The sequence below is a fragment of the Pseudomonas abieticivorans genome, assembly GCF_023509015.1.
GTDB lineage: Bacteria > Pseudomonadota > Gammaproteobacteria > Pseudomonadales > Pseudomonadaceae > Aquipseudomonas > Aquipseudomonas abieticivorans.
On sequence record NZ_CP094975.1, the window covers coordinates 4,017,572 to 4,030,192 of the forward strand.

At 63.1% G+C, this 12,621-nt stretch carries 11 protein-coding genes; 6 read left to right on the forward strand and 5 right to left on the reverse strand.

What is annotated here, in order from left to right:
* Positions 1-40: 40 nt before the first annotated feature.
* Positions 41-1,483: a magnesium transporter gene (mgtE, locus tag L9B60_RS18460; RefSeq protein WP_249672180.1), complete on the forward strand. Its 1,443-nt coding sequence runs from the start codon at positions 41-43 to the stop codon at positions 1,481-1,483.
* 111 nt (positions 1,484-1,594) lie between these two features.
* On the opposite strand, the gene L9B60_RS18465 is transcribed toward mgtE, so the two are convergent.
* A complete protein-coding gene (locus L9B60_RS18465; protein WP_249672181.1) occupies positions 1,595-2,182 on the reverse strand; it encodes a UPF0149 family protein in 588 nt (195 codons plus the stop codon).
* A gap of 255 nt (positions 2,183-2,437) precedes the next feature.
* Between L9B60_RS18465 and recQ the strand changes: the two genes are divergently transcribed.
* From recQ to L9B60_RS18480, 3 genes are all read left to right on the forward strand, one after another.
* The gene (gene recQ, locus L9B60_RS18470) at positions 2,438-4,567 is read left to right on the forward strand and encodes a DNA helicase RecQ (protein WP_249672182.1); all 2,130 of its coding nucleotides are present in this window, start codon (positions 2,438-2,440) and stop codon (positions 4,565-4,567) included.
* 126 nt (positions 4,568-4,693) lie between these two features.
* Complete coding sequence (locus tag L9B60_RS18475) at positions 4,694-5,131, forward strand: MarR family transcriptional regulator (RefSeq protein WP_249672183.1); 438 nt, start codon at positions 4,694-4,696, stop codon at positions 5,129-5,131.
* Between the two features lie 85 nt (positions 5,132-5,216).
* Positions 5,217-7,394 (forward strand): FimV/HubP family polar landmark protein, encoded by a 2,178-nt coding sequence (locus tag L9B60_RS18480; protein ID WP_249672184.1) that lies wholly within the window; start codon positions 5,217-5,219, stop codon positions 7,392-7,394.
* Positions 7,395-7,415: 21 nt separating this feature from the next.
* Here the strand turns inward: L9B60_RS18480 and L9B60_RS18485 are convergent, their stop codons facing one another.
* Positions 7,416-9,605 (reverse strand): patatin-like phospholipase family protein, encoded by a 2,190-nt coding sequence (locus tag L9B60_RS18485; protein WP_249672185.1) that lies wholly within the window; start codon positions 9,603-9,605, stop codon positions 7,416-7,418.
* Positions 9,606-9,675: 70 nt separating this feature from the next.
* Here L9B60_RS18485 and L9B60_RS18490 point away from each other — a divergent pair, with 70 nt between their 5' ends.
* Positions 9,676-9,960 (forward strand): Rdx family protein, encoded by a 285-nt coding sequence (locus tag L9B60_RS18490; RefSeq protein WP_249672186.1) that lies wholly within the window; start codon positions 9,676-9,678, stop codon positions 9,958-9,960.
* Here L9B60_RS18490 and L9B60_RS18495 read toward each other — a convergent pair.
* Positions 9,917-10,810: a DMT family transporter gene (locus L9B60_RS18495; RefSeq protein ID WP_249672187.1), complete on the reverse strand. Its 894-nt coding sequence runs from the start codon at positions 10,808-10,810 to the stop codon at positions 9,917-9,919. The two genes, L9B60_RS18490 and L9B60_RS18495, sit on opposite strands and share 44 nt — an antisense overlap.
* 132 nt (positions 10,811-10,942) lie before the next feature.
* On the opposite strand from L9B60_RS18495, the gene L9B60_RS18500 reads away from it, so the two are divergent.
* Positions 10,943-11,749 (forward strand): UDP-2,3-diacylglucosamine diphosphatase, encoded by an 807-nt coding sequence (locus L9B60_RS18500; protein ID WP_249672188.1) that lies wholly within the window; start codon positions 10,943-10,945, stop codon positions 11,747-11,749.
* Between the two features lie 4 nt (positions 11,750-11,753).
* On the opposite strand, the gene L9B60_RS18505 is transcribed toward L9B60_RS18500, so the two are convergent.
* Complete coding sequence (locus L9B60_RS18505; protein ID WP_438865990.1) at positions 11,754-12,182, reverse strand: META domain-containing protein; 429 nt, start codon at positions 12,180-12,182, stop codon at positions 11,754-11,756.
* Entirely contained in the window at positions 12,161-12,598 is a 438-nt protein-coding gene (locus L9B60_RS18510; protein WP_249672190.1) for a hypothetical protein, read from the reverse strand. Before L9B60_RS18510 ends, L9B60_RS18505 begins: the two co-directional genes overlap by 22 nt.
* Between the last annotated feature and the right edge of the window lie 23 nt (positions 12,599-12,621).

Below are 12,621 nucleotides of genomic sequence, written 5' to 3' on the forward strand. Positions count from 1 at the left end.
ATCCCCAGGCGTGCTCCGCTGCTGGGGATGGAGTTCGCCTATGACTGAAATCGAAGTAAGAAAGCCGCAAGACAGCCTGCAGGACCGCCTGGCCCAAGTGGTCGAGCTGCTGCAGCGTCAGCGTGTCGTCGAAGACCTGACCCACCGTCAGGAAGGTCAGCACCATGACCGCGTGGAAAACCTTGTACACCGGCAAAACCTGGTAGAGCTGCAACGCAAGCTCGATGACCTGCACTCCGCCGACGTTGCCTACATACTCGAAGCCTTGCCCCTGGAAGACCGCCTGACCGTCTGGCAGTTGGTCAAGGTCGAACGCGACGGCGACATCCTGCTCGAAGTGTCCGACTCGGTGCGTGAAACCCTGATCGCCGACATGGACGATCACGAGCTCCTGGCCGCGGCCAAGGAGATGGACGCCGATGAACTGGCCGACCTGGCCCCCGAGCTGCCCCGTGACGTCGTTCACGAGCTGATGGAGACCCTCGACGCCCAGCAGCGCGAACGCGTGCGTTCGGCCCTGAGCTACGACGAGGAGCAGGTCGGTGCGTTGATGGACTTCGAGATGGTCACCATCCGCGAAGACGTCAGCCTGGAAGTGGTGTTGCGTTACCTGCGCCGCCTCAAGGAGTTGCCAGGCCACACCGACAAACTGTTCGTGGTGGACACCGACGGCATCCTCAAGGGCGTGCTGCCGATCAAGCGTTTGCTGGTCAATGACCCGGACAAGCAGGTTGGCGAAGTCATGGCCAACGACCCGGTGTCGTTCCACCCCGATGAAGACGCCTACGACGCTGCGCAGGCTTTCGAGCGTTACGACCTGATCTCGGCCCCGGTGGTCGACAAGAATTCGCGGCTGATCGGCCGCCTGACCATCGACGAGATGGTCGACCTGATTCGTGAAGAAAGCGAAACCGAAGTCCTCAACATGGCTGGCTTGCGCGAAGAGGAAGACATCTTCGCCTCGGTGTGGCGCTCGCTGCGCAACCGTTGGTCGTGGCTGGCAGTCAATTTGATCACGGCGTTCATCGCCTCGCGGGTCATCGGCCTGTTTGAAGGCTCCATTGAAAAGCTGGTGGCCTTGGCCGCGTTGATGCCCATCGTTGCAGGGATTGGCGGCAACTCGGGCAACCAGACTATCACCATGATCGTGCGCGCCATGGCGCTGGACCAGGTGAGCACGGGCAATACCTCGCGCTTGCTGCGCAAGGAGCTGGCGGTGTCGTTGATCAACGGCATTATCTGGGGCGGGGTGATTGGCGTGGTCGCCTACCTGCTGTACGGCAGCTGGTCACTGGGGCTGGTGATGACGGCGGCGATGACGCTCAACCTGTTGCTGGCGGCGCTGATGGGGGTGACCATTCCGATGGCGCTGGCCAAACTGGGCCGCGACCCGGCCATGGGCTCCAGCGTGATGATCACGGCGGTGACCGACAGTGGCGGGTTCTTTATTTTCCTGGGGTTGGCGACGTTGTTCTTGATGTAACCGAGTTGCCTGCTTCGCGGATGAATCCGCTCCTACAGGGTGGTGGGATTTGCTTCGCGGAAGAATCCGCTCCCTGTAGGAGCGGATTTATCCGCGAAGGGCGCACCGCTATCAGTGATGGCGAGGCTTGAGGATCGCCGGCTTCTCGTCCGGGGCATTGCACAGCAGGAACAGCGCAGTCAGCGCCTCGGGGATTTGTACGATCATGTCGTCCATCAGGTTGGCATCGGCGGCGATGTCGGAAAACTCCGGTTGATCGTCGAACAGGCCGGACCCCACCATGATCGGCAGCAGCATCTCGCTCACTTCGTCTTCAGCGGTTTCAAACCACGCCGCTTCGCGCATGAACACGCCTTCCATGAAACCGATGCACCAGCCGCGCAGCTCGGAATCGTCCGGGTCGTCGCCCAGGTCCAGGTCGCACGGCAGCTCGAACTCTTCTTCGCTGGCCAGCTGACGGCCCACGTGTTCCTTGAGTTTGATCAGCGTGGCTTCGATCTCGGCGCGCTGGGCGTCATCGGTGTAATGCGGCTCTTCGGCGAACAGCGCGTCGATCCATTCGCGGTCCGGGACCACTTCGGAGCAGATCGCCAAGGCGGTCAGATAGCCGTGGGCGGCGACATAGTCCAGCGCCTCGTCATGCAGCTCGTCGGCGTCGAGGAAGGCTTGCAGGCGGGTTAATTGCTCAGCGAAGGACATTAAAAAGCTACCTTGAAGAATATCGATAGTGAATTCTAGGCCTTGTTGAGGCCTGCGCGCCACCCGCGACGTAAAACATGGGCTTATCGACGGCGCCCTGAGGGCTTGAGCGGTCGGGTATACTGCCCAGCTTTCATCGTTTCACGCCGTTACACGGCGGGGCAGCAATGGCCCCTTACGTATTTGCACGTGATATGAACGAGATTTTCGTCCAGCCTGCAAGGCCTGGAGTGTTCCGCGATTTTTGGAGTTTTTATGCTCGAACAGGCACAGCGCGTCCTTAAAGACATCTTCGGCTATGACAGCTTTCGCGGTCGCCAGGGTGCCATTATCGAGCGCGTGGCCAACGGCGGCGACGCCCTGGTGCTGATGCCGACCGGCGGCGGCAAGTCGCTGTGTTTCCAGGTGCCCGGGCTGTTGCGCGAAGGCCTGGCGGTGGTGGTATCGCCGCTGATCGCACTGATGGACGACCAGGTCGCCACCCTCGATGAACTGGGCGTGGCTGCGGCGGCGTTGAACTCCACCTTGAACGCCGAGCAGCAGCGCGACCTGGCCGCACGCATTCGTCGTGGCGAGGTGAAGATGCTGTACCTGGCCCCCGAGCGCCTGGTGCAGCCGCGCATGCTGGACTTTTTGCGCGGCCTTAAAATCGCCCTGTTCGCCATCGACGAAGCGCACTGCGTGTCGCAATGGGGCCATGACTTCCGCCCCGAATACTTGCAACTGGGGCAGTTGGCCGAACAGTTCCCGGACGTGCCACGCATCGCCCTGACCGCCACGGCCGACAAGCGCACCCGCGAAGAAATCGTCGAGCGCCTGCACTTGCAGAACGCCGAGCGTTTCCTGTCCAGCTTCGACCGGCCGAACATTTTTTACCGCATCGTGCCCAAGGAACAACCGCGCAAGCAGTTGCAGGTGTTCCTCTCCGAGCGGCGCGGCAATGCCGGTATCGTTTACTGCCTGTCGCGTAAAAAGGTCGACGAGGTGGCCGCCTTCCTGTGTGAACAAGGCTACCCGGCGCTGCCGTACCACGCAGGCTTGCCGTCCGATACCCGCGCGGCCAACCAGAAGCGCTTCCTCAACGAGGAGGGCCTGATCATGGTCGCCACCATCGCCTTCGGCATGGGCATCGACAAGCCCAACGTGCGCTTTGTCGCCCACCTGGACTTGCCCAAGTCCCTTGAGGCGTACTACCAGGAAACCGGCCGGGCCGGCCGTGACGGCTTGCCGGCGGACGCCTGGATGGCCTACGGCCTGCAAGACGTGGTGATGCTCAAGCAGATGCTGCAGAACTCCGAGGGTGACGAGCGCCACAAGCGTGTCGAACAGCACAAACTCGATGCCATGCTGTCGCTGTGCGAAGAGATCCGCTGCCGGCGCCAGTCGCTGCTGGGCTACTTCGACGAAGACATGCCCAACCCATGCGGCCATTGCGACAACTGTGTCGACGGCGTGCAAACCTGGGACGCCACGGAGCCGGCACGCCAGGCCTTGTCGGCGATCTTCCGCACTGGCCAGCGCTACGGTGTCGGCCACCTGGTGGACGTGCTGCTGGGCAAGGACAACGAAAAGATCCGCAGCTTCGGCCACGAAAAGCTCGCGGTGTGGGGCGTGGGCAAGGCGCGCAGCGAGCACGAATGGCGCAGCCTGTTCCGCCAACTGGTTGCCCGGGGCCTGGCCGACGTTGACCTTGAAGGCTACGGCGGCCTGCGCCTGAGCGACAGCTGCCGGCCGTTGCTGCGCGGTGAAGTGACCCTGGAGCTGCGCAAGGAGCTCAAACCGCAAAAAGCCGCCAGCAGCAGTTCCGGTAGCCCCGCCAGCCAATTGGTGCGTGGCGAGGAGCGCGAGCAGTGGGAAGCCCTGCGCGCCCTGCGGCGCAAGCTGGCCGAAGAGCATGCGGTGCCGCCTTATGTGATTTTTCCCGACTCCACGTTGCTCGAAATGCTGCGCAGCCAACCCACCAGCATGGCCGAGATGGCCCGGGTCAGTGGCGTGGGGGCGCGCAAGCTGGAGCGTTACGGCGAGGCGTTCCTGGAGGTGCTGGGTGGCCAGGCCGAGGCGCCCAAGGTGGTGGTCGATATCCGTCACGAATTGATCAGCCTGGCCCGCGCCGGCATGACGCCTGCGCAGATCGCTGGCCAATTGCAGTGCAGCGAGAAAAACGTCTATTCGCTGCTGGCCGAAGCCATCGGCCAGCAGCAATTGTCGATCGAGCAGGCGCTGGACCTGCCCGAAGACTTGCTGGGCGAGATTCAGGACGCGTTCCTGGACGGCGAGGGTGAGTTGCCACCGGTCGCGCAGATTGCCCCGCTGTTCAGCGGCCGTGTGCCCGAGGGGGTGCTTTATTGTGTGCGGGCCGCTCTGCAATCAGAGTTCGAGGTCTGAATTCTTGCAGGCTGAACAAGGGTGTATTGCAATTAACAAAAAGGTACAGGCATGAGTCTTGCCTCTGGACGAAGGTCATGGTTAGCTGACTAATAATTAGTATCGACTTTCACCCATGAGTTGCTTATGCCGTTGACTGATCAACACCGCTTTGGAATGCAGCTGGCCCACATGTCGCGGGGCTGGAGAGCTGAACTGGACCGTCGCTTGGCTGGCTTGGGCTTGTCCCAGGCACGCTGGCTGGTGTTGTTGCACCTGGCCCGTTTCGAAGAGGCGCCCACCCAGCGTGAATTGGCCCAGAGCGTGGGTGTCGAAGGCCCCACGCTTGCACGCTTGCTCGATAGCCTGGAGTCTCAGGGGCTGGTAGCGCGGCAGGCGGTGCTGGAAGATCGCCGGGCCAAGAAAATTCTGCTGTGCGCGCCGGCACGGCCGTTGATCGAGCAGATCGAGGCGATCGCCAACCAACTGCGGATCGAACTGTTCGTGGGCATCGAAGAAGAGGACATGCGCATTGCCATGCGCGTGCACACCCAGATTCTTGCCAACCTGGAAAAGAAGTCCTGATTGAAGTGGTGTCCCCGGCCTTTGAGAAAGGCCGCCAAGCCCGCTATAACAGAGTGATTGGATGCCGGTTTTTCAAGGGATACTCATGCTAGAGCGTTTCATGGCCTGTTTCAGGCGCACCCCGCAATCTTCCTTGCACAAACCTCTGGCGCGGCTGCTGGCAATCGGTGCCTTGGGCTGTTCGACCTTGGCCGGCGCCGTGGGGCTGGGTGATATCACCTTGCACTCCTCGCTGGGCCAGCCGCTGAACGCCGACATCGAACTGGTGGACACTGCAGGCCTTGAAGAAGCGGACCTTACGGCCAACCTGGCCAGTGCCGACGAGTTCGCCCGGGCCGGCGTGGATCGTATCTTCTTTCTCAACACCTTGCGCTTCACGCCGATGTTCCGTGATGGGCGCAAAGTGATTCACGTGGTGTCGAGCAAGGCGGTCACCGAGCCTTACCTGAATTTCCTGGTACAGGTAAACCGCCCGGGTGGCCAGTTGCTGCGCGAGTTCACCCTGCTGCTCGACCCGCCTGGTACCGCCGCCTTGGCCCCGGCGCCGTTCCCGACGCCTGCGTTTGGCACGGCGCGGGTCGCGGCCAACACCGGGCCGACCTCCACCGAGGACAATCCACCAGTCCCACGGGCAGCGGCAGCGGCAGCGACAGCGACAGCTGGCCCGTTGCCGGCAGCCAGCCAAGGCAAACGCTACGTGGTGGCCAAGGGTGACAACCTCTGGTCCATCGGCAAGCGCCTGCAGGCGGCCGGCACCACCGTGCCGATGAACCAGTTGGTGCGCGAGATTCGTGCACTGAACCCCGAGTCCGTGCACTTGGCGGTGGGCCAGAGCCTGTTGTTGCCAGACGCGGCAGTGCTGCCGGGTGGCGCTGCAGCGCCTGCGGTGGCCCCAGTGGCGGTGCCCGAGCAAGCGCCAGCGGCCCCTGAACAACTGGCGTCGACCGTGCTGGAAAACCAGCAGTTGCAAAAAGACTTCGATGCCCTGCAAGCGCGCCTCCAAAGCCTGGAAAGCCAAGTGGCCGACAAGGACAAGCACGTCGCGGACCTTGAGAGCCAACTGGCAGCCAACAAGGCCCCGGCACCTGCTGCTGCGCTAGTGCCGCCAGCCAGGCCGGCGGTGACGCCAGCTGCTCCGATCGCAATTGAGCCCATCGATGAAGGTTCCGACTTCCCCTGGTTGCAGGTACTCGCCGCCGCCGCGGTAATTGCCTTGCTGGTGGCATTGGTGCTGTTGCAGCGACGCAAGCGTCAACAGTCGCTGGCCAATGCACAATGGCTGGCCGAGCAGGACGACTTACCCTCAGCGCCCATGGCATCGGCCACGGTGCTGGGCGCCATGGCCGCCGAAGCCTCGCAGTCGGTGGCCGCGTCCCTGGCCACCTCGGCCGTGCGCCGGGAAACCTCGCCTACCACCGACGCGCTGGATGGCGCGAGCATTTACATCGCCTACGGTCGGTTCAACGAGGCCCTGGGCATTCTCGACGACGGCTTGGGCAAGGAGCCCGAGCGCACCGACTTGCGCGTACGCAAGCTGGAAGTGCTGGGCATGCAGGGTAACGTCGAAGGCTTCGAGCACGAGCGCCAGGCACTGCTGGGCATGGGCTACAGCGCCCAGATCATCGATGAGATCCATGGCCGCTACCCCAAGCTGGCGGTGGTCACGCCGGTGGTGGTGGCAGCCGCTGCGCCCTTGGTCGCGGCAATCGCTGAACCGGCGCCGCAAGAGGCCGCTGGCGAACACCTCGACGAGTTCCAATTGAACCTGGACGACTTGTCCATGGATGCCGACTGGGATTTGGTCAGCCCGTTCGAAACCGCCGTGCCGACACGTGGCAAGTCGACCCCCGAACTGGATCTGGACGATGAACCCGGCATGGTCGATGCGGCGTTCGCCTCCAACCTCAAGGAGCTGCCCGAGGTGGTCGAAATGCCCGACGAGCAGTTCCTCAGCGATTTCGCCGACAGCGACGAGACCTTCTTGCAGGCTGATGAGGCCAGCGACAAGGATATCGATGGCCTGGACGACGCGTTCCTCGATAACTTCGTGGCCGATGCCGACCTGCCGGAACTGGACGCCCTGACTGTCGACTTTGACGCCCTGGACAGCCAGCAGGAGTCTGCTGAAAAACTTGAGCAGGCGCAAAGCTGCATCGACCTGGGCGACCTGAAAAGCGCCTCCGACTTGCTGCACGAATTGCTGCGCGAAGGCGACGAGTCGTGCAAGCACGCCGCACGCCAGTTGCTCGCACGCATCGCCTGAGCGTGATCGCCACGGGGCAGGCTAGAAGGTCTGCCCCAGGTTCAGGTACAGCGCCTTCTCGTTGTTGTCATTCAACCCGTAGCTGAAGTTCAGCGGCCCCAGCGGTGTGTCGAAACCCACGAAAATACTGCCGGCATTGATGTAGCCGCTGTCAAAGTCATTGTCGTTGTTCCAGGCCCGACCGCGTTCAAGCGAGCCGCCGATGTACAGCGGGAAATCCAGCGGCAGGTAGGAGCGCGGCGTCAGGCGGCGGTAGTACACGGCGCGCATCAGGCTGACGTTCTGCCCGGCCAGGGAGTCCTGGCGAAAGCCTGACAATTGGCGAGCGCCACCGATCAAAAAGCTTGAGGTCACCACTTCGGCGGTGTCCAGGGTGCGCCCATAGCGCCCGCCCAATACCCAGGTATTGGGGCCCTGGCTCAAGGCTTTGTCCAGTTTGAATTCCCACTGCCGGTAGCGCTGGTCGGACCCAAGGCTTGGGTCGTACTGGTGCAGGCTCAGGCTGATGTCTTCGCCATCATGGGGGAAGTACACGTTGTCGAAGGTATCGAATGAGTACTTCAGCGCATAGAAGCCTTCGGTGAAGCTGACGCTGGGCAGGTCGGGGTCACCGATGCGCACGTCGGCCTTGCCCCAGGCCTCGCCGATGCCGAAACGCACCTCGCCACTGTTGCCGATTTGCCGGCCCAGGTTCAGGCCAAAACCGTAGCGTTCCAATCGATATTCGGCCACCGGGTCGTTGTCGAGGATGCTTTCGACGTTCTGCGATTCCAGGCTCAGGTAGGGCGCCACGAAATACCGCGAGCCCACGTCCAAGGGCTGGTAGAACTCGCTGTAGAGTTCTTGCTGGTCGCCGAGCTGGGCCCGGGTCAGCCACTCGGCGCCCAGGCGGTTGATGCCGTTGACCCGGTAGCTGGCACCCAGGTTGAAGGCGCTGTCGCCGCGCATGTCATCGGACAGGTTAAGCCCCAGGCGCAGGTAATCGGTGCCGCTGCGCTTGCCCCGGGCGCTGATCACCAGGGTGTTGTCCTGGCCCTTGTGCACCACGCGGTATTGCACGCGCTCAAAAAAATCCAGGCCGTACAGGGTGCCCATGTCGGTTTGCAGGCGGCCCATGTCCAGCGGCTGGCCGATGGGCTGGCGTATGTAATAACGGATCACCCCATCGCTGACCTTGGAGTCGTTTTCCACCTTGATCGCGGTGATCACCGGCGTGCGCTGGCTGGGTGAGCGGGCCACGGCCAGTTCGCTGCTTTGCGGTTGCGCCGGGCGCAAGGCCGCCAGGCGCGCGTCCAGCACGCGAGTGGCGCGGTAGCCGGCGTCGATCATGGCCTGGGCACGGCCGAAGTCGGTCACGCCAAAGGCTGCCAGCGAGGGCTGGATCAGGATATCGGTGGGTTTGAGCGCGGCCAGTTGCTCTTCGGAGTTGCGCCGGGTCATCAGGGTGATGGACTGGTTGAGCACGTCTACCACCGTGGTCAGGTCCTTGCGATTGCGCAAGGGGGTGCCGATGTCGACCACGATGGCGATGTCCACGCCCATCTGGCGCGCCACGTCCAGGGGAATGTTGTCGACCATGCCGCCGTCCACCAACAGGCGGCCGTCCAGTTCCACCGGGGCGAACACTGCCGGGATCGACATGCTGGCGCGAATCACCTGGGGCAGGTGGCCACGGCGGAACACCACTTTTTCGCCGCTGGCAATGTCGGTGGCCACGGCGCGAAAGGGGATGGGCAGTTTGTCGAAATCGCGGGTGTCGCTGGTGTGGGCCAGCAGACTTTCCAGCAGCAGTGCCAGGTTCTGGCCTTGGATCACGCCTAGCGGCAGGCCCAGGCTGCCGTCGTCGCGAAAGCTCAGTTTCTGTTTGACCAAAAAGTCGCGGTCATCCTGCTTGCGTCGAAACGGCACGTCGCGCCGGGGCGGGGCATCGGACAGGGCTTGCTGCCAGTCGATCTTCAAGGCCAGCTTTTCCAGCTCATCGATCTTGTAGCCGGACGCGTAAAGGCCACCGATCACCGCGCCCATGCTGGTGCCGGCGATGGCGTCGATCTGGACGCCCTGTTCTTCAAGCGCCTTGAGCACACCGATATGGGCCAGGCCACGGGCTGCGCCACCGGATAGGACTAGGCCGATTTTGGGGCGGGGTGTTTCGACAGCCTCGGCCAGCAGCGGTACGAGGATCAACAACAGGCAGGAGATGAAGCGGCGCATCGACGGCATCCGGGCTAGCGACAAAGGCGGGTATTATAAGCCCCTGTACCCTTCGACGAGCCCTGCGCCCATGAGCGAATCCAAAGCCGAAATTGTCATCACTTATTGCACGCAGTGCCAATGGCTGCTGCGCGCAGCCTGGCTGGCCCAGGAACTGTTGAGCACCTTCAGTGACAACCTCGCCCGCGTGGCGCTGGAGCCGGCCACGGGCGGGGCGTTTCGCATCACCTGCGATGGCGTGCAGGTTTGGGAGCGCAAGGCCGATGGCGGGTTCCCAGAGGCCAAGGTGTTGAAGCAGCGGGTGCGCGACCTTATCGATCCGGTGCGTGACCTGGGGCATAACGATCGGGTTTAGCGCGGGGCCCTGGTGCTATCCAACTGGCTAAAACAATGGCCAGCACAATCAACACTCCCCCCAGCAACATCCGCGCTGTCGGCGTCTCGCTGAAGATCAGCCACGCCAGGCCAATCCCATACACCGGCTCCAGCGCAAAGATCACCGCCGCGGTGCGCGCCTTGATCACTTTCAGGCTGGCGACGAACAGGCTGTGGGCAAGCCCCGTGCAAAAGATGCCCAGCAAACCGATCCACAGCCAATCCAAGGCTCGCACCGCACCGAGCTGTGGCATGGCGAACGGCAGCAGGCACAGGGCGACCACGGCGTTCTGGCATAGCGCCGACTGCACCGCCGGCACGCCTTTGCCGGCGCGGTTGAGCAACGACAGCATGGCGAAGGTCAGGCCAGAGAGCACTGCCCACAGCAGGCCGTTGGTGGCTTGGCTGGCCAGGTCGAAGGCGGGGGTGACCAGCGCCAGCCCGACGCTTACCAGCAGCACCATGAACAGTTCGTGGCGGCGCACCCGCTCGCGGAACACCAAGCCCTCCAGGATCACCGTGAACGCCGGGAAGCTGGCAAAGCCCAGGGTGGCCACAGCCACGCCGGCCACTTTCACGGCGATGAAAAAGCTGACCCAGTGGGCCGCCAGCAAGCCCCCGGCCACTACCAGCCGACGAACGTCGCGGCGCGCCATCGGCTGCCAGGCGCCGGAGACGCCGGTGAAAACGCCCAACGCCAGCACGGCAAACACGGCCCGGCCAAACACCACGACCACTGCCGAGGCCATGGCCAGCTTGCCCAGCACGCCGCTCAGGCCAAACAACAGTGCGCCCAGGTGAATGGCGCCAAGTGCGGTACGGTGGTTCATTGCAGTCCTTTTGATGGCCGGGCCGTGGCGCAGTCTACACCCTGGCGCGTTGTCATCGAATTGCCGCGCGAGCGTCATATGGCTTTCACTGCGTGCCGCCAAGCTCTGGCAAACCCTACTGGGAACATGCCGATGACCAGCGCCGAACACGCTCGCCCCAGCCGCAAGCAACGCGTGCGAACCCTGTGGATTTCCGATGTGCACCTGGGCACGCGGGACTGCCAGGCCGAACACTTGTCGCGCTTCCTCAAGGGCTACCACGCCGACAAGGTGTACTTGGTGGGCGACATCATCGACGGTTGGAAACTGCGCGGCGGCATGTACTGGCCCCAGGCGCATACCAACGTGATCCGCCGCCTGCTGACCATGAGCAAGCGCGGCACCGAGGTGATCTACGTCACCGGCAACCACGACGAATTCCTACGGCGTTATTCCAAATTGGTGCTGGGCAATATCCAACTGGTGGACGAGGCCGAGCACCTGACCGCCGATGGTCGTCGCTTGTTGGTGATCCATGGTGATCAGTTCGATGTGATCACCCGCTATCACCGTTGGCTGGCGTTCCTGGGCGATTCGGCCTACGAGTTCACGCTCACGCTGAACCGTTGGCTCAATCACTGGCGGGCGCGCTATGGCTATGGCTACTGGTCGCTGTCGGCGTACCTCAAGCACAAGGTCAAGACGGCGGTGAGTTTTATCAGTGACTTTGAAGAGGCCATTGCTCACGAATGCGTGAAGCGCGGTTTTCATGGGGTGGTGTGCGGGCACATTCACCACGCCGAGATTCGCCGGGTGGGGGAGGTGGAGTACCTCAATTGCGGCGACTGGGTGGAGTCTTGCACGGCACTGATCGAGCATTGGGACGGCACGATCGAGTTGTACCGCCTGGCCGACGCCCAGGCTCGCGAAGCGGCAGCTGCCGCGGCGAGCCTGGCTTGACCGCTTACTCTTCTTCTGGCCAGAGCCGCAGCGGTTCGCCCTGTTCGGGCCACAGGCGGATCTGCTGGGTAGGCGACACGTCCCAGCGCTTGACGGTTTCCAGGGCCGCTACAAAGCGGTTTTCCTGTTCCATCAAGGCCGGCGCACAAAGTTTGCGCGTGTGCCCCACTTCGCCGAAGGTCAGGGTGTGGTGGTGCAGCGTGTACGGCGCGAACCAGTGGTTGCAGCCGGCGTTGCCATAGGCGCGGCCGTCGTCACCCAGGGTCAGGGTCACGTGGCTGTTGTCGATCAGCGGGCGATCACCGATCCACTCCAGCACATAGCTGCGCTCAGGCTTCAGGCGCGGTGGTTTGTCGGCGCAGCCAGCCAACGCCAAGGCGCCGCCCACGGCGGCCAACAGCAGGACGCATCTCACGGCTTGGCCCCCTGGCATTGACGGCACAGGTGCTTGTCGCCCTGGCTGGCCCAGCCCAGTTCGGCAATGCGTGCGGCGGCGGCCGGCTTTTGTGCCTTGGTGCCGAGTTTTGCATCCACCGCGAACTCAAACTCCATTTCCTTGTTGCAGCTGTTGCACTGCACTTTCCACTGGTGGATGGCCAACTCGCCGAACACCGGGCCGCGCGACACAGCTACCCATTGCCCGGGCGGGTTGATCAAGTGGCGTACTTTTTCCACGGTCAGGCGCATGGACAAGTCCTTGCTGCCTTTGAGCGTGACCAGCAACACGTCGTCGTTGTGGATGGAGCCACCGTTGCCGGTGACCTGATAACGACCCGGCGCCAGGGCGCGGCATTCGATCAGGGTGTGGTGCGGGTTAAGCAGGCTGTAGCGAAAATCGTGTTCGACCATGGGTCCTCCAAATCTGCGCGGCA

Coding starts and splice junctions, on each gene's coding strand:
- L9B60_RS18480 (WP_249672184.1), top strand. CDS start 5,217: ATGCTAGAGCGTTTCATGGCCTGTTTCAGGCGCACCCCGCAATCTTCC.
- L9B60_RS18505 (WP_438865990.1), bottom strand. CDS start 12,182: ATGCCAGGGGGCCAAGCCGTGAGATGCGTCCTGCTGTTGGCCGCCGTG.
- L9B60_RS18490 (WP_249672186.1), top strand. CDS start 9,676: ATGAGCGAATCCAAAGCCGAAATTGTCATCACTTATTGCACGCAGTGC.
- mgtE (WP_249672180.1), top strand. CDS start 41: ATGACTGAAATCGAAGTAAGAAAGCCGCAAGACAGCCTGCAGGACCGC.
- L9B60_RS18475 (WP_249672183.1), top strand. CDS start 4,694: ATGCCGTTGACTGATCAACACCGCTTTGGAATGCAGCTGGCCCACATG.
- recQ (WP_249672182.1), top strand. CDS start 2,438: ATGCTCGAACAGGCACAGCGCGTCCTTAAAGACATCTTCGGCTATGAC.
- L9B60_RS18485 (WP_249672185.1), bottom strand. CDS start 9,605: ATGCGCCGCTTCATCTCCTGCCTGTTGTTGATCCTCGTACCGCTGCTG.
- L9B60_RS18510 (WP_249672190.1), bottom strand. CDS start 12,598: ATGGTCGAACACGATTTTCGCTACAGCCTGCTTAACCCGCACCACACC.
- L9B60_RS18495 (WP_249672187.1), bottom strand. CDS start 10,810: ATGAACCACCGTACCGCACTTGGCGCCATTCACCTGGGCGCACTGTTG.
- L9B60_RS18500 (WP_249672188.1), top strand. CDS start 10,943: ATGACCAGCGCCGAACACGCTCGCCCCAGCCGCAAGCAACGCGTGCGA.
- L9B60_RS18465 (WP_249672181.1), bottom strand. CDS start 2,182: ATGTCCTTCGCTGAGCAATTAACCCGCCTGCAAGCCTTCCTCGACGCC.